This window comes from Protofrankia sp. Cas3 (genome assembly GCF_963555955.1).
In the GTDB taxonomy this organism is placed as follows: Bacteria; Actinomycetota; Actinomycetes; order Frankiales; family Frankiaceae; genus Protofrankia.
The window spans coordinates 1-1,072 of the sequence record NZ_CAUVXP010000301.1; the positions used below are offsets into that span (position 1 = coordinate 1).

Here is a 1,072-nt window from a genome sequence, read left to right on the forward strand (position 1 = left end):
AACGGGGACACCGGCGACACCGGCGATGGCGGCAACTCCGACCGGGTGGTCTGGCAGCTCCTCCGGCCCGGTGATCCGGCGACGCCCCGCCGGGAACATCTGTTGCTGCGCGCGGTCGCGGACCGGCACCGCTGGCGCGCCCAACTCGACGCGGCCCGTGCGGCACGCGGAGATCCCCACCCGGTTTCGGCAACCGACCCTGGCATGCCCCGTGCGGCCTGACCCGACGACCGGAGGAACCGTGCACAAGCTCCTTCTGACCCCGGCTGAGGCGGCCGACCTGCTCGGCGTGAGCCGAACCACCCTGTACGAGCTACTCAACGCCGAACTGATCGAATCCGTCCGGATCGGCCGGGCACGGCGGATCCCGCGGGCCGCACTCGTCACCTACGTGGATCGGCTCCGCGGGCTCTCCGACGGGGAGGCGGCAGCATGACCACCCTCGCGCGGCGGCGGCGGGCTGGTGTTCGGCAACTCGCCCGGACCGGCCCATTGGCGCGCGGTCCACCCGGGACACGTCGCAAACCGTCACAACAGAAAGATCGAATAAGCGGCCCCGGTGGGTGCGGGAACACCACACCGGGGCCTGGATCCGCACCCCTTCTGATCCAAGGAGCGCAGACCGTGACACCCATCATTCCGCCTGACCATGGCCCACCGCGCGACCCCTCCGACGGACAGCCCTTCGTCCGCCTCGACGCCCCCGGCCACGGCTACTACGAGATGACCGTCAAGCCGGGCGCAGACCCCTTCGACATCGCCCGGACCGCTGTCACGATCCCCACCGACGCGGTGTTCGTCGAAGCGCTTGGGGACGTTGACATCGTGTTGGTGTTCCGCGCGATCCCGGGCGCCGCGTTCCCGGCAACTCGTCCATCACACGGTCCTGGTCCGGCGGGTGGCTGGGTGCCGGACATCGCCCCGTATCGTAGGGTTCCCGCGCAGCTCTCGCCGTTCTGATCGGTGGTCGCGGTCTTTCGCTTCTACCCCATTTTTCTTCCGTTCCTCTGGTAAGCGCCTGATCTGCCGGGGGGCCGGACGGGTCCAGGGTCGGCGTAGCCGATCACGTAGT

Annotated in this window: 2 protein-coding genes and 1 pseudogene; all 3 read left to right on the forward strand. The window is 69.7% G+C overall.

Annotated features, from left to right (window positions below; all coding sequences use genetic code 11):
- A pseudogene (locus tag U9983_RS27410) lies at window positions 1-222 on the forward strand (replication initiation protein); the annotation flags it as partial.
- A 19-nt stretch (window positions 223-241) separates the two neighbouring features.
- Window positions 242-436, forward strand: coding sequence for a helix-turn-helix domain-containing protein (locus U9983_RS27415; RefSeq protein ID WP_322756782.1), 195 nt, complete (start codon window positions 242-244; stop codon window positions 434-436).
- A 188-nt stretch (window positions 437-624) separates the two neighbouring features.
- Window positions 625-960 (forward strand): hypothetical protein, encoded by a 336-nt coding sequence (locus tag U9983_RS27420; RefSeq protein ID WP_322756783.1) that lies wholly within the window; start codon window positions 625-627, stop codon window positions 958-960.
- Window positions 961-1,072: the final 112 nt, after the last annotated feature.